The organism is Winogradskyella marincola (assembly GCF_029624125.1).
GTDB classification, from domain to species: domain Bacteria; phylum Bacteroidota; class Bacteroidia; order Flavobacteriales; family Flavobacteriaceae; genus Winogradskyella; species Winogradskyella marincola.
Map to the genome: position 1 here is coordinate 32,791 of NZ_JARSBN010000011.1, position 15,401 is coordinate 48,191.

At 33.6% G+C, this 15,401-nt stretch carries 10 protein-coding genes; 2 read left to right on the forward strand and 8 right to left on the reverse strand.

Features of this window, described 5'->3' with window-relative positions; translation table 11 throughout:
• The first annotated feature begins 25 nt into the window (after positions 1-25).
• Both P7122_RS15305 and miaA read left to right on the forward strand, forming a co-directional pair.
• Positions 26-895 carry an ion transporter gene (locus P7122_RS15305; protein WP_278006676.1) on the forward strand — a complete coding sequence of 290 codons (870 nt, stop codon included), beginning with the start codon at positions 26-28 and terminating at the stop codon, positions 893-895.
• Positions 888-1,790, forward strand: coding sequence for a tRNA (adenosine(37)-N6)-dimethylallyltransferase MiaA (gene miaA, locus P7122_RS15310; RefSeq protein ID WP_278006677.1), 903 nt, complete (start codon positions 888-890; stop codon positions 1,788-1,790). The genes P7122_RS15305 and miaA overlap by 8 nt, the downstream gene beginning before the upstream one ends.
• 46 nt (positions 1,791-1,836) lie before the next feature.
• Here miaA and P7122_RS15315 read toward each other — a convergent pair whose 3' ends face one another.
• The 8 genes from P7122_RS15315 to P7122_RS15350 form a co-directional block, all read right to left on the reverse strand.
• Entirely contained in the window at positions 1,837-2,550 is a 714-nt protein-coding gene (locus tag P7122_RS15315; RefSeq protein ID WP_278006678.1) for a response regulator transcription factor, read from the reverse strand.
• Between the two features lie 9 nt (positions 2,551-2,559).
• Entirely contained in the window at positions 2,560-4,128 is a 1,569-nt protein-coding gene (locus tag P7122_RS15320) for a sensor histidine kinase (protein ID WP_278006679.1), read from the reverse strand.
• Positions 4,129-4,197: 69 nt separating this feature from the next.
• Positions 4,198-4,788, reverse strand: coding sequence for a dephospho-CoA kinase (gene coaE, locus P7122_RS15325; RefSeq protein WP_278006680.1), 591 nt, complete (start codon positions 4,786-4,788; stop codon positions 4,198-4,200).
• Entirely contained in the window at positions 4,788-5,744 is a 957-nt protein-coding gene (locus P7122_RS15330; RefSeq protein ID WP_278006681.1) for a YbbR-like domain-containing protein, read from the reverse strand. The genes coaE and P7122_RS15330 overlap by 1 nt, the downstream gene beginning before the upstream one ends.
• Position 5,745: 1 nt before the next feature.
• The gene (locus P7122_RS15335) at positions 5,746-6,750 is read right to left on the reverse strand and encodes a glycosyltransferase family 2 protein (protein ID WP_278006682.1); all 1,005 of its coding nucleotides are present in this window, start codon (positions 6,748-6,750) and stop codon (positions 5,746-5,748) included.
• 75 nt (positions 6,751-6,825) lie between these two features.
• Positions 6,826-9,420, reverse strand: coding sequence for a T9SS type A sorting domain-containing protein (locus tag P7122_RS15340; RefSeq protein WP_278006683.1), 2,595 nt, complete (start codon positions 9,418-9,420; stop codon positions 6,826-6,828).
• Positions 9,421-9,547: 127 nt separating this feature from the next.
• On the reverse strand, positions 9,548-13,570 hold the full coding sequence (locus tag P7122_RS15345) for an FG-GAP-like repeat-containing protein (protein ID WP_278006684.1): 4,023 nt from the start codon (positions 13,568-13,570) through the stop codon (positions 9,548-9,550).
• Positions 13,571-13,681: 111 nt separating this feature from the next.
• On the reverse strand, positions 13,682-15,397 hold the full coding sequence (locus P7122_RS15350; protein ID WP_278006685.1) for an FG-GAP-like repeat-containing protein: 1,716 nt from the start codon (positions 15,395-15,397) through the stop codon (positions 13,682-13,684).
• Positions 15,398-15,401: the final 4 nt, after the last annotated feature.

The following is a 15,401-nucleotide window of genomic DNA, read 5'->3' on the forward strand; positions in this document are numbered from 1 at the left end:
AATCTACTTTTTGTATTTTTAAAACGTGAAAACAGAAAACAAACATACCTGGAGAACAAGACTGCATGAAATTATTTATGAAGCAGATACTCCTGCAGGAAAATTGTTTGATGTTGTTTTACTCATAGCTATCCTTGCCAGCATTATTTTGGTAATGCTCGAAAGCGTAAGTAGTTTTGATGAAAAACATCATGACCTATTAAATCTCGGTGAATGGATTATTACTATTTTATTTTCTATTGAGTATATCCTAAGAATTATAACCGTAAACAAACCTATAAAGTATATTACTAGCTTTTACGGCATAATAGATCTACTATCTACTATACCAAAATATTTATCCCTAATTTTTGTAGGCACACACGCATTAGTAGCTTTACGAGCGCTTCGCTTAATACGAATTTTCAGAATTTTGAAATTAGCGCGTTACATGGGTGCTTCTAATCAATTGGCAAATGCTATAAAAGCCAGTAGAGCAAAGATTTCTGTTTTTTTATTTGCCGTACTTATTGCCTCTGTAATTTTCGGAACCATTATGTACATGGTAGAAGGTGCAGATAGTGGTTTTACTAACATACCAAAAAGTGTGTATTGGTGTATTGTAACAATGACTACTGTAGGTTTTGGAGACATTGCACCTGTAACACCTTTAGGACAATTTATTGCAGCCGTTATAATGATTATGGGTTATGGTATTATTGCTGTACCAACTGGCATTGTTTCTGCAGAATACACAAAAGCTTCTGGTAGCGATAAAAAAGTATCTGATGAAGAACATAAGCATATACAAACTGTTGTGCTAAACTCTCAATGCTGTATTAACTGCTTGGCAGAAAAGCACCAAGACGATGCTATATTTTGCCACAAATGTGGATGCAAACTACATCATGACTAAAACACTTATATCTATTGTTGGCCCTACAGCCATTGGTAAAACTGCGCTTAGTATAAAGCTTGCGCAACATTTTAATACAGAGATTGTCTCGGCAGATTCTCGTCAGTTTTTTAAAGAAATGAATATCGGAACTGCTGTGCCTTCTACAGAAGAACAAAACGCAGCAAAACATCACTTTATTCAACATATATCAGTAAAAGACAATTACAGCGTAGGTGATTTTGAACGTGATGCCATGTCTAAAATTGAAGCTATTCACAAAAAAAATGATATCACCATAATGGTAGGTGGCTCTGGACTTTATGTAAAAGCTGTCACGAAGGGTTTAGATAATTTTCCTAATGTTGATGAAAGCATACGAACTGAGCTAAATAAAAGACTTATAGATGAAGGTATTGAAGCACTTCAAAAGGAACTAAAGTCATTAGATCCTATAGCTCATGAATCTATTGCAATAGATAATCCACAACGATTAATAAGAGCTTTAGAAATTTGTATTGGCTCTGGACAACCATATTCGTCTTTTTTAACAAATCCTGAAAAATCCCGACCTTTTAAAACCCTATCTATAGGTTTAAATGCAGAACGATCTACAATCTATGATAGAATTAATCAACGTGTAGATATTATGGTGAAAAATGGTTTGCTAGAAGAAGCTAAAACTCTATTAAAACACAAAGATTTAAATGCCCTTAATACTGTAGGCTACAAGGAACTCTTTAATTATTTTGAAGGTGAATGGACTTTGGATTTTGCCATTTCAGAAATAAAGAAAAATACCAGACGATTTGCAAAGCGACAACTGACGTGGTTTAGAAAAGACGAAACTATAAAATGGTTTGATTATACTACGGACATTACTCACATAATCGAATATATCGAGAAAAACATATAAAAAAATCCGATGCTTATTGCATCGGATTTTTTAATCTATAATAGAATTAACTTTCTTTTCCGTTAACCACTAGCCTAAACCCTTCACCGTGAATATTTAAAATTTCAACTTTTGGATCTGGTTTTAGGTACTTACGTAACTTAGCAATATACACATCCATACTACGAGAGGTAAAATAATTATCATCTCTCCATATTTTTGTTAATGCTAATTCTCTTGGCATTAAATCATTTTCGTGTAAGGCAAGTAAACGTAATAATTCGTTCTCTTTTGGTGATAATTTTGTTGGCTCTCCACCATCAAACTTTAAGAAACGAAGCTTAGAATTAAGATCAAAACGACCAATTTTAAACTCAAACTGCTTACTATCTGCAACAGAATCTGTAGCCTTACGTTGCATAATTGCTTTTATTTTCATTAAAAGCACTTCGCTGTCAAAAGGCTTGTTAAGATAGTCATCTGCACCAACTTTGTACCCTTTAAGTACATCTTCTTTCATTGCCTTTGCAGTTAAGAATATAATTGGCACATCTGTGTTTTTTTCTCTTATTTCTTTGGCTAGAGTAAATCCGTCTTTGTAAGGCATCATTACATCTAAGATACAAAGATCGAAATCGTCTTTTTTGAACTTCTCAAAACCTTCCATTCCATTTTTGGCATGGACAACGTCGTAATCGTTCATCATTAAATAATCTTTTAAAACGGTTCCAAAATTTGGATCGTCTTCTACCAAAAGAATTTTCTTGTTTTGCTCTTCCATAATTCGGTTTTATGATATTAACGGCAGCTTTATTATAAAAGTACTACCCTTTCCTTTTTCACTTTCTACTGATATATGACCTTGATGGTCGTCTATTATTTGTTTTACATAGGCTAATCCTAACCCATGACCTTTTACATTATGTACATTTCCTGTGTGTTCTCTGTAAAATTTTTCAAACACACGTTTTGCCACTTGCTTAGACATTCCATTACCTTGATCGGCAATTTTTAAGATAACATTGTTTCCAACATTTTCTGTATAGACATCTATTTTTGGCTCATCTTCTGAATACTTAACAGCATTATCTAGAATATTAACTATAACATTTGTAAAGTGCGACTCGTTTGCTAAAACTGAGGTTTGAGTAGCCTTAAGATGTGTTTTTACATATCCTTTTCTATCTTCTACTATTAACTCTATGTGCGTTATAGCATCTTCTACTAGGTCGTGCAACTCTAAACGCTCCTTACTAATATTAAGTTCGTTTTTTTCTAGTTTAGATATACGTAATACATTTTCTACTTGTGCATGCATACGCTTGTTTTCGTCCTTGATCATTCCTAAATAACGCTTTACCTTATCTTGGTCTGCTATTATTTTAGGATTCTTTATTGCATCTAATGCCAAGTTTATTGTAGCTATTGGTGTTTTAAACTCATGCGTCATATTATTAATAAAGTCTGTCTTTATCTGCGATATTTGACGTTGTCTTATTAATTGGTATATGGCACTAGAATAAGCCAAAATGATAACTCCCGTAAATACTATTGATAATACTATCATTTTTAGTATTGTTGATATCAAAAACTTTTTCCTTTCAGGAAAATCTACGTAAAGCCTATAACTGCTCTCGTTGTTGGTATCTAAAAAAATAGGAACACCTAAAAAGGCATTACTTTTTTCAAAATTTCTTGTTTGTACTTTAGTTGCTAAATCATCGTCGTATATAGCAAATTCAAAGTTTATGTCTATTCCTTCATCTTTTAAATGTCTTTTTAACAGAGTTTCAACCTGAACAGCTGTAACCCTCTTATATATAGGCACTTCTCTTAAAAAGGTCTTAAAAGTATCTTCATAAGCCTTTTTATCTATATCAGAGAGATGAGAAAATTCTACAAGAGTTTTGCTTGGTTTACTGCTTTGATTACCATCTAACGTATTTCTATCAAAATATTCTGTTGTACGCTCGCTGGTAAAATTACTTATATCTATACTGTCTGTATCAATTTCAAAGAACAATGAAGGCACTTTAAAGCGCTCTTCTAAAATGGTGTTACGATGAATTATTGTTTGATCGTTAACAACATCTTCTGTTGTGATGTACAATTGTCTTATTGCTGTGGAATCTGGCTCTCTATTGTTTGCAATGTAAGGTTGAATTAAACCATAAAACTTCCTAATCTCGTAATCTTGAATATCTCTAGATACGAAACTTAAAGCTCTGGTTACACTTCGAGTAAAATTATCTTCCTCATTTTTTAAACTATTATTAATAAAAAATGATTGCACAAAAATGATACCGATGAGCGATAAGCTCATTAAAACCACCAATAAGATGAATAGTTTTTTACTCATCAGCCAAATTTAACATTTTAACATTTAGCATAAATTATGTTTAACCTTACATTAACAAACCGGAGGTTACTATTTTTTTGATTTTTCTAGTAAAGTTTGATGAATGGACAGCGCTTGAGCCTTTGCTTCTTCTAATTTATTGTTATTAATAACGAAGTGAGATTTTTTAATTTTCTCGTCATCAGACAGTTGATTACTTATGATAGACTCTACTTTTTCTTTTGAAGCGTTATCTCGCTTCATAACGCGTTCTATTCTTAATTTTTTGTCGGCAACAACTGTAATTATATAATTGTATTGGTACTCTAAATTGTTTTCAAAAATTATAGCAGCTTCTTTAATAACATATGGAGAATCTTGCTTTTTTAACCACCTGTTAAAGTGTGATGCAACTTTAGGATGAACTATAGCATTCATCTTAGCCAATAATGTTTTATCATTAAAAATTTTTGAAGCTAAGTATTCTCTGTTTAATTTACCTTCTTTGTATGCGTCTTCCCCAAAGAGTGCTACAAGCTTTCGCTTGATTACCTTAGAACGGTTCATTAATGCTTTAGCCTCTTTATCTGCTATATAAACAGGTATACCTTCAGATTGAAACCACTTTGCAATGGTCGTTTTTCCACTTCCTATACCTCCTGTTAAACCAACTATCATCATTACAACCTTATAAAATCTATGCGTTTTTGTTTTATGTTAACGCGTTTAATAAATTTAGGCTTTTTAGCAATTTTAGGTACAAAATATGTTTGATTGCTATTGATAAGACTATAATCGCACTCTACAGAAAATTCTGAAGGTGTAATAGAATTAAAACTCTCTAAATCTACGTAGTAAGAAAGTGTTACAGTTTTTGGAAAGTAGTTAACCAATACATTTTCTGGCTTATTAACTATAGTAAGCGGTACATCTATTTTACCTTCGGTAAAGCGCTTCACTTTTGCTTCTACATTGATTGATTTTGGAAATACCTCAACATCTTTAATTGTATTGAACTTAAGATTGGTCTTTATATCTGTATTTACTTCAGTTAACTTTAATTCATTAGTAATTACAGATGTTATACCTGTAATTTTATCTGTTGGTCCTACAATTTTTACACTATCGCTACTTAGCGTAAAATTACCATACAAATCATATCCTGTTGCATACTTTACATTAGAGTTAAGCTTAACTGACACAAACTTAGACGCTCTTTTAGAATAAGCTATATGCAATAAATCTGGCTTTAAAGATCGTATTTTGTAAGACGTTCCAAGTTGTTCTTCTAGTAAGAAGTTATTTTTTTGTACCTCGAAAACAAATTCATTTTCATTAACAATTACATCTTCATTAGCATTTAGACTAATAGTTTCTGTATTATTAAATATATAAGGTATTAAAGCAAAACCCTTAGCTTCTACTATAGCTTCTATAGTACTAGAAGAATCTGATTTAATTATTATTTCTTCAGCTAAGTCAGTAAACTTTATTTTTAGCTTAATTGGCTGGTTGTAATCACTAGAAAGTTTTGAGAAAATCAAAAAGACAAAAGCTATACCCAAAAAGACACCAAAGCGATTGATGTTTCGCTTTTTGAGGAATTCTAATATATTTGCCTTTTTTTTAGAACACATACTATCTAAAGAATAAATGAGGAAATGCTTTCTCTGGTTGCTTTTTTAACACCACAAGACTAAAGGTAGATCTTATAAAACCGTAACCATAACCAAAAAACTGAACCAAAATAGCCACTAAAGCCAATACCGCTACGACTAAATTTTTACTACTGAATAGCGCTAAAATAAAGGCTACACTAAAATAAAACGCGTATAAATATAATGGCAACATAATACCTAGCAAACTAAATACACCTGCCATGACTAAACCAAACGCAAACAACGTTGGCAACCAATATGTAATACTTTTTGAGGCTGGATGCCATTGATTAAGTATGGGTCTTACCATACCAAACTTATTTACTTGCTTATAGAACTTAGACCAGGATATACGTCTTTTATGAAATACAAAAGCCTTGTCTATTAAAGTAGTTTTAAATCCCAACTTTAATAATCTAAGTGATAAATCTGGATCTTCACCAGGATGAATTTTCCCAAAACCACCTGTTTCTAAAAATGCTTTTTTAGACAATCCCATATTAAAACTTCTAGGCTGAAAATCTTCAATCTGTTGCTTCCCTCCTCTTATACCTCCTGTTGTTATAAATGAGGTCATTGCAAAATTTATTGCTTTTTGTAGATTTGAAAAGGAATGATGTGCTGCATCTGGTCCGCCAAAACAATCATAGTAAGTTTTTGAAAGAAAATTATTAACCTCTATTAAGTAGTTTGAAGGTAAAATAACATCAGAATCCAGGATAATAAAATAATTTCCTCTGGCATGTCTCATACCATAGTTTCTGGAATCTCCAGGACCTGAGTTTTCTTTATAAAAATAAGCGATGTTTAAATCCTCATTATAACTATTGGCAACTTCATCTGCTTTTATGGAAGAACCATCCTCTACAATTACAATTTCATAGTCGAGATTACCTTCTAAATTTTTAAAACTATCTAGAAGTTCCTTAATCTCATCTGGCCTATTGTACACAGGAATTATAAAAGAATAATATATCTCGTCCATAGCTACAAAAGTAACTAAAGAAAACACAAAAGCCACCTTTAGAGGTGGCTTTTGATAAATTATATTAATCTAAAATTACTGCTTAATTACTTTTATTGTTTTAGTAATATTAGCGATAGTTACCTTAACAAAGTAAGCACCATCTTGTAAGCTAGACATATTTAATTCACTATTAACAGCGTTTGGTGTAGCTCTTAAAACTTCTTGACCTAACATATTATACATTGTAACATTCTCAATAGTATTTTGAGCATTTAATGTTAATGTATTTTTTACTGGGTTAGGGAAATATGTGAATGCTGATTCATTTTCAAAGCTACCAGTAGAAAGCGTTGCGCTAAATGCAGATACTTGGAAATTAATTATAGCATCTCCACTATACTCCCATACTCTTACGTATACTGTTTGATCTGCTAAACCATCTGCTGGCTCTATAACAACTTGAGAATAATTACCATCAAGAGAATCATCATCATCACACTCTAATAGACTTAAAGAACCGCAGGTACCAGTGTAAACAGCCATACCACTATCTCCTCCATTTCCAGTAGGATCAGCATTGGTTTCTATTGTTAAATTTCCATCAGATGGAACCGTAACAGCATACCAAACATCTCCACCATTTCCTGTACTATCAGCAGGATCATAAGAAGCGCAGCCTGGTAAAGGTAACTCTCCTGAACCTGTTGCACCTACGTTAGTTTGTCCTGTAACCGGACTATCTTCAAAAGTTCCTCCAGGAGTTAGTGTAATTGCGTTAGCACAATCGTTGTTTACAGGTGGTGTAGCTGGTGTGGTGTAACTTATCATAGCCCATGAGCTATAGGTACCACCACAATCAACTCTTATATAAAAATCATAATCAGTTTCTGGCGTCAAATCCGTGAATCCTACAGAAGTATCCATAGTAGATGTACCACTTGCAGGTTCAGCAGAAGGTGAAGGTAAGTTTGCATATTCCCAAGTAGTCTCAGTACCAGCTACAGACCAAGAAAAATCTGCTGTCATGTCTGTTAATGAAGTCATCATTAATGATGCTGGATCTGGACAAGATGGTATTTCACGAACTATAAATTCACCTATATGAAAATCATAATCCTCACTATCGTCTACTGCACCATCTGTAGCGTATATAGCAAACTGTACATTTCCTGTAATTGCAGTTAAATCTTCAACATATTCTATACCTCCAACTGGTGGCTCATTACCTGCATTCCAAGTCGTTAAGTTTGACCACGAAGCACCTCCATCTGTACTCATAAGTAATTGTACTTCATCATCACTTCCCATGGTATCATCTTGTGTTCCATTATTCCAGTTAGTTACCGCTACGTTTAATTCCAATTGATACGGTCCTGCAACTGATAAATCAAATATTGGAGACAATAACCATTCTTGATCAACATTAGAATATAGATTAATAGCATTACTAGAACCTAGCGCATAAGACGTACCTTGTCTCCAGTCTGAAGCACCTAAATCCATAGGACCAGTTGTGGTATCACCAGAACCAGCTTCATTCCAACAAGAGTCAGGCACATTTACCGACATATCTGCAGTATAATCTGGCACTAATGCAGAGCACAATGTTGTAAATGCAAAAGGACCAACCCATCCGCTAAGACTTCCGCCAGTACAATCTGCTTGAACATAAAATTCATAATTTGTAAAAGAAGTTAATCCCATTTTTGTAAATCCATTAGCAACACCTGAATCTGTTGCTGTACCCGTAGGAGCATCTCCTGCAAAAACAACTTCTACATTGTAAAGAGCAGCATTTCCGTTTTCTGTCCAGTTTAAATCAGCTTGATTAATCCCAATATTAGTAGCATTTCCTCCCGAAGGATCTAAACAAGGTACCGTTATTGATTGCTCTACACAACCTGTAGCAGGACCATTATCGTTGTAAGGCACAATAGTAACATATACAACATCTCCAGGGCTAAGCGCTCCTACATTGTATGTAAGCACATCTCCTACATCAACGTTATCAGCTAAATCATTACCTCCTGATGTAGTACCTACAGTTATTGTATATCCTGTAGGAAGACCTGTCGCTGATGTCCAACTTATATCACCATCATATGTAATGTCTGTTAACGTAGCATCACAGTTTGGAGGATCAACAGCCGCTTGCATTACTACAAAATTATCTACATAAAAATAGTAGTCTCCCGCAGCCCATGTATTGATAATTTGTAATTTCACATCTGACCCATTAGGTAAACTCGCCGCAGGGACAGTTACCATCATAGTTGCACAAGTTGAGGAAGCTGTATGGTTACCATCATCTATTGTAAGTGCGGTCACCCAATTAACACCATCATCAGTTGAGTACTGAAGCTCCGCTGTTCCCCAGCCCACAGGTGTAGGGTTGTCCGAAGCACCAAAGGTAGAACTATCATAATCTACAATTTTATAATCAAAACTTACATCTAAATCTGTTCCATTAGATGAACCGACTTGATTAGAAGTTGTTAGATTAGCACTTGCATTAGAGGCATACAAATTAACACGTGCCGAAGTACCATCACACGAAAATGAAGTTGAAGTAGAGTAAGTAGCTGACCAATCGCCAGGCATACCTGCTTCAAAATTCTCATCAATATTAACTTGAGCAGATGCTAAGAAACCAATTAATGAAAATAGCAAAAAAGTAATTTTTTTCATACGAGAATGAATTTTAAGTTAGTAATATGTTAAAAGTATATTAATATTTTAAAAGAATTGGTGAGAACATCTCTAAATCGATTAAAGTAAAAAAAACATCGCTATAATACATGTTGATGCAATTCAATTATAACAACAAAATCTTTTTAGTAAAACTCTTATTATCCCTAACAATTTTTAACACATAAACACCTGTATTAAAACCTCTTAGAATAAGATTTGTTGAGTTATTAATTATGCTATAAACTGAACTATAAGATTGTATTTTTCTACCTCCAACATCATAAATCTCAATAGTCTCAGAACCATTTGTATTTGTTATAGTTATTTCACTGTTTGTAACAGGATTTGGATAGACATGCATATTAAGATTAAGATCATCAACACCTAACGAACCATTAAAATATGGCACGGCAAAATCAAAAGTATCACCAGCAACTTCCTGACCAATAAAACGACCAGGAATATCATCTGCAGGTGGATGAATTCCGCCCCAAATTCTACTTAAACTTGTTTGGTCTGACGCGTCTCTATATGTAGCCCATTGCAACACGACATCAACTGAAGGTCCTTCTTCAAAAACTAAAAATTCATTTGCTTTAGCTGTAAATTCGCCTAATCCACCTGGAAAAAACTCACTACCTGTCATCATGGTCATTAACTCTGATGCTGTTCTCGAAAATGTAGAATGACCAGATACATACCCAGCAAAAGGTGGTGTTACAAATGTTGGTCTTTGATAAGGATACCAATCATCTGCTAAAATCCAACCTACACCTGCTTGATCTGTTTCTGTATTACTTATATAGTCATGACCTCTCCATGTATATAATTTTATTTTCCCAACATGTTGATTAGCAAAACCTGCTAATGGATCACCTGCTTCTACAACTTCTACATAACCATCAATTAATTCTATACCTCCTACATGATAATTATCTAAACTACTATCTGTACTTTGTCCACGCTTTGCCATAGAACGTATAGCAGATATTGGCCTAATATAATCATACCAACCTTTTACTCCCCAAGCCGAAACAGCAGCATCATGCATACCTCCACCTAAAATGAAATAAGCTTTGACATCCCATTCTATTGGATCTAAAATATCTCCCTGACCTTCAAATCGTCTTTCAAACATTGGATGATCATTTACATAATTTAATATCGAGAACCAATGTCCTGGAGGAGTCTCAGAATCTGGTCCGTCTGCCCAAAACTCTGCCAATACTCTTGCATAATCACCTCTAGGCACCATATTAACCTCATAAGGATTACCTGTTATTGGATTTATTGTATATCCATCACCAATAGCACCTCCATCGAAAAAATTATAGAAGCTCGAATAATCTGTATAACTGGTTGGAAAAGTACTTATATCAACATTTCCAATGGAATTTGGTGAAATATCCCACATAACTCCATCGTTTTGATCTAGATGAGATTGCCATACAGACACCATAGAAAAGCCCCATTTATAGGCATCACTTGCTGTATTTTCTTCTGATAGACTTATGTAAGGAGGATCTGAAGGGTCATGAAATACTTGATAGTTATCTCCATCTCTTTGGTAAGTAACCATATCTGCATCACTTAACGCAAAACCGTAAACATTTCCCCATTCTGGACTTAAAAATGGTGGCACATTGCTATCTATAATATTTCCTCCCTGATCAATAAAAGAATCTAAACCTAAAGGTTGCCAACGGTTAGGATATTGAATAGGCGGATTATTATTATCATCTAACGCATAAGCCTGATTTGCCGGTTGGTAATAGGCATTGTCGTAACCTGTTGCTTCTCTTGATCCGTCTTGTAAGCCGTAATCTATAATAGACTGAGCTATAAAATTACCCAAAGCAGCAGCATCACCATCTTCATACATTAGAGATGTATTATTGATATCGTAACCCAGTTTATCCATCAACAAATCAAATCTTGCTTGAGTCTCTTCTAGTCCTGGCGAATTTTGAAAACGATGTGTCATCAAACGATACATCGCATAGCTAATAGCCTTACTGATAGATGTATCGATATCCTCATTTGGTGTAAACTCTTCTAAAACCGTTGTAAAACCATGAACTGTATTTCCTATAAAATATGGTACTGCAGTATCGTCATAAATTGCCCAAGCATCGTACATTGCAACGCTTGTGTGAAACAAGTTTCTTGCATGTACTGTAGGCCTTGCAAAATCGTCTCTTATAGCTTCAAGTAAAGCTTCGTTCCATAATCTAGCAATTGAAACATTGTCAGGAAGATCATCAACACCTAATTCAATATCTATTGCTACTTCTTGACTAGAACATTGGTCATCTGTTTCTGTAATAGCTACGCTTCCAAATTCTTCTAGATGCCATTTTACTGTTATTGAGTTTGTGCCTTGACCACTTATCAATTCACCACCAGACACAACCCAATTAGCCGTAGAACCTGTATCAATATTATAAGTATAAGTTTCTGTACTCAAAAAAGAAGAACTCGTATTACCAACAATAGTTTGAGAAGGCAAATACACACAAGAACCATCATTTAAAGTAGCGTTTGGATTGTAGTTGCAAGAAACAGGGTCTGTACATCCATACACTTTTTGACTAGGCTCAATATTTAAAACTTCCATTCCACTTCCTTCCGTTAATTTTACTGTAGTGTTTGAAGAAATATTAGAATAATTTTCAACTAATCCTGAAGGCCATTGTACCTCTAAAGTAAGTACTTCTGTTGCATCATCTAAACCAAAATGCACAGCTTGCAGACTTTGGCCTAAAAACCCAACACCTGTATAATAACGTTTTAGTGTTCCGTTGGCAGTGGTTAATGTTAGTGTAGTACCGATTGCATCTCTGTTAGATGTTGTGCCTTGTAAATGAATTTTAAACCAATTTAAAGTCGTCTCAGTATCATCAAAGTTTAACTCCTTGTTTTCATAAAAAAAACATCCTCTATCACTATTTGTTACTAATAGATCTAGATCTCCATCATTATCATAATCAAAATCAAGCGCTTCTACACTAACCGATAGTTCATTCAACCCTAAAGAACTTGATATGTCACTAAAAGTTGCATCACCTTGAGTTGCATTATTTTTAAAGTAAAAATTTGGTTCTTCCGATCTTCCATTCAAAACATATCCATTAGACACAAATAGGTCTTCATCTCCATCTAAATCAAAGTCGGCAAACTTTGTGCCCCAAGACCATAATGTATTTCCTACACCATTTTCTACAGCATTTTCTGTAAAGGTGTTATCTCCATTGTTAGTTAATAAAAAGTTGATATCTATTGCTGTTACAAAAATATCTATGTACCCATCTAAATTGTAATCTCCATAAGCAATAGCCATATCGTCGCCTTGTGTATCGACATTATAAGATAATCCTTGTTCTACAAAATCTAACCCATTCTGATTTATATATAAATGATTTGGATCATTAAGATCATTAGTGACATACAAATCCATAAGACCATCTTCATCAAAATCAAAAGGAAAACCTACAAAAGAATGAAAAATGAAGCTATTTGTAATCCCAGCTGAAACACTAACATTGGTAAATGTTTCATTACCGTTATTTAAATAAAGAGAATTTCCGGCGCAACGTCTCCAATCTGCAATAAAAAGGTCTAAGAAGCCATCGTTATTATAATCAAACCAAGTGGCTCCAGTGTTTCCACAGTCATTACTTTCGGTAATTCCCGAAATACTTGTTACATTAGAAAATGTACCATTACCCATGTTTCTCCAGAGTTGAACACTATCTAGGAAGGTCATAAACAAATCAGGGAATCCGTCATTATTATAATCGCCCCAAAACGCTCCGTATTTAAAACCAGATAAACCATAAAACTCTTCAGGGTTATTTTCAGAGGGATATAAATTTGAAAACCCTGCACTTTCTGTTACGTCGGTAAAAGATCCATCATTGTCGTTTCTAAACAGTCGACTAACTGTCTTTTCATTATTTAAATTGTCTTTTGCTTTAGCTACGACAAAAATATCTAAATCGTTATCTCCATCATAATCTGCGACAGCGACACCATTATTATCTTCTAATATTCCCAAACCAACGAGACTTTCTACTCTTTCAAAAGATTGGCTAGAAATAATACTACTAAATAAAAACAAACAAGCTAAGGGGTAATATTTATTCACAAGTAATAGTTTTAATTTTAAATATAGTTTATTGATTTTTAGGATAAAATTAACACAAACAACAATCGTTGAAACGGATAAATCTACGACAAAAGACTTTGAAACATCTAACTATTTCTTAATCAACTTTAAAGTTTGGGCATAGCTGTTATTGAACTTTAACTTACAGAAATATAAGCCTGATTCTAAAAAACCTATATCAACATCTAATGTAACACCATCATTTACTTTATTTATGATCGTTTTTCCTAATTCATCATAGATTTCATACTCATTTATTTCTTGTGAGGATATAACTAAAAGTTTATCTGAAATAGGGTTTTTAAATTTAACAACTGGTACAAATTGGTTTTCATAAACCGATAAAGTAGACCCTTCTACTATATTTAATGTTTGATTAACTGGCACATCATACAAAACATCTTCTATACCACTTAACCAAGTAACCTTAACGTAATCAACCACTAAATTTGAGCTTAATCCAAAAAACTCAGACCCACTATTTTGCCCTAAGTAACCTTCTCCGCAAAGTGTATATCTGTATTGCTCTTGCCCATTAACACTGATTTCTATCCTTGAGCCAACACCTTGTCTATTGCTGGTAACACCTTGTAATTTTACTTTTAACCAATTATTTGTAGTTGTAGTTAGGTTTTTCCAAAGAAATAAATCTTCATTACTAGAATTACTAACAACAATCTCTGGATAGCCATCGTTATCTATATCTCCAATAGCGTTGGAATAACTCTCTCTATTATCATTATTAAAACTTCCATTATTTAAAACGGTAAATGTATTATTACCCAGATTTTCATAAAAGGCAGCAGGCATATATTCTGGATTTATACCGCTGGACTCAGAGCTTACGTAAAGATCTAAATCTCCATCATTCTCTGCATCTAAAAACACAGAACTCCATGCTGAACTGTTGAAAGTAGTTCCGGAGTCTTCTGCCATATTGGTAAAAGTACCATCTCCATTATTTTTAAATAGCACATTACCATTAGGTCCATTTGTTACATATATATCAAACCATCCATCATTATTATAATCTCCAATGGTTGTACTCATTGCATCTATAGCGACATTTGTACCAGAAACCTCACCCATTTCGGTAAAAGTTCCATCTCCGTTATTATGATATAGAAGATTCACTGTTTGTATTTTATCGTTAGACACATATATGTCTTGCCAGCCATCATTATTATAATCAAAAAAAGCGGCACATAGAGATAAATGACTACCTGAGCCAATACCAGAAGTCATACTTACATTAACAAAAGTACCATCCCCTTTATTTTTGAATAAATAATTTGGAATCTGTAAGCTAAGATCTCTATTGCAGATAAAGACATCTAAAAACCCATCATTATTATAGTCTCCCCAAGAAGCACCAAATGTGTACAAATTATCTAATGGAAGTCCTGAGGAGGCAGTAACATCTACTAACTCAACTGTATCATTTCTATACAGTCTATTACCATTTGTAGTACTTGTTATAAACAAATCATTATCCCCATCATTATCAAAATCTACCCATAAAACTTGTTTTTGCTGAAAATTATTAAAAGGAATTAATGCTGTGTCTGGAATAAAAAAACCATCTTGTGTATTCTTAAATATTTTTAAATTCTCATTGTTTTCGGTAGCAAGAGTTATATCATCCCAACCGTCATTATTATAATCATAAAAAGAGATACCTCCTCCATAATTTATAATACCACATGTTTCACCAACACCTCTGGCAGAGGCTTGATCTTGAAAAGAAATCTGTCCGTTAGCCATCATAAAACTTAACCATATTAGCAAATACACACTTTTCTTCATAGAT